Annotated in this window: 1 protein-coding gene; it reads right to left on the bottom strand. The window is 64.2% G+C overall.

Annotated features, from left to right (window positions below):
• Positions 1-42: 42 nt before the first annotated feature.
• A partial coding sequence (locus JV551A3_RS04595; RefSeq protein ID WP_133978380.1) for a ShlB/FhaC/HecB family hemolysin secretion/activation protein occupies positions 43-1380 on the bottom strand: 1338 nt, incomplete at its 5' end.

The raw sequence follows: 1380 nt of genomic DNA, 5'->3' as shown, positions 1-1380 counted from the left end.
TTCGCAGCACAAGGCTGCTCCTACAGATCCTCGGTACACCTGTTACAACTGGATAGCCAGATTTAACGTCACGCGCGGGCCACGATCCAGGCTGTCCAATGCCACATCCGCCAAAGGCTTGGCCACCTCCAGCGCCACATTGAACAAGCGCCCATCGCCCAACCGCAAACCAAGCGCCGCCGAAGCCAGGTGGGCATCCTCCACAGGCCCCCGGTTATGCCAGGCCTGCGCCGTATCCAACACTACATAGGGCTGGACCAACGCCAGCCAGCTGCGGTGCATGCTGTAGTTCACCTCGTAAGCCACACCCCAGCCCTTGTCTCCGTCCGCCTGGTCGCGCGGGTAGCCACGGCCGAAATTCTGCCCGCCAAACCCCGCACGCTCGCTGTCGGGCAAGCGGTCATCGCTCCAGTACAACGCCCCGGAGACCACCCCCTGCCAGTTACCGAGCAACCTGTCGCTCTGCAAGCCGGAAAGCCGCAACCGCAGAAAATCCATATCGTAGTCGGCATCGCTGCGCGCCCCCAGGTAATCCAGGCCCTGATAGACGCCGGCACTGACGATACGCAAACGGCCCTCTTCCACCTTGCGCCAATCGCCCTCGAATGACAGCGCACGCACGTAGGTATCGTAGTCCCGTGCCGATGGCAACCCATCCACCCGGTCCTCGAAGTGCTCACTGACCGAATACACCTGCCCCTGCACCAACATCCATTCATCCGGCCTGACGATCACCGGCTGGCGCAGGCCGATCGCATAGCGATCGCTGTCGCGCTTGCGGGTGATGTCACGGCCATCGTCCAGACGAATCCGCGTGCCGGGCTCGCTGCGGTAGCGCGAAGCCGACAGCAGCAGCTGACTGCCGCCCGCGTCCAGGTACTGGCTGTAGGCCAGGCGTTGGTAATGCACTTGGTCATCCCCTGGCGGCAGCAACAGGCTGGCCTCGATCTGTTCGGCAAAGCGGGTCTGGGCGTGGCTGGTTGCCGTCAACAGCGCCTGCGCATCGTCGCGGTTGCCATCAGCAACGGTAAAAGCAGCGCTGAACGGCTTGCGCTGCGCATGCACGGTCAACCGCGCAGCACCATCAGCGGTTTGCGCCGCGGCCAGCTGCGGCTCTATCGTCACCCCCGGCAGGCGCTCGGCCAGGCCCAGGTAGCGCTCCAGCGTTTCCCGGGTCAGCGGGCGCTCGGCTGCAAGCCGCTGCAGCAACTGCTGCAGATAGGCGCTGGCCGGGCCGATATCGCCGTCTACGTGGTAATCACGGATATAACCTTCGACCAGTACCACATTGACCCGGCCCTCGGTCACCTCCTGCGGCGGCAGGTAGGCGTATGACAACAGGTAGCCTTCCTGCCGATAGCGCTGGGTCAGGCGNGCGGT

This window comes from Pseudomonas inefficax, assembly GCF_900277125.1.
GTDB classification, from domain to species: Bacteria; Pseudomonadota; Gammaproteobacteria; order Pseudomonadales; family Pseudomonadaceae; genus Aquipseudomonas; species Aquipseudomonas inefficax.
The sequence above is the reverse complement of the archived record's forward strand: the minus strand, read 5'-3'. Positions and strand labels throughout refer to the sequence as shown.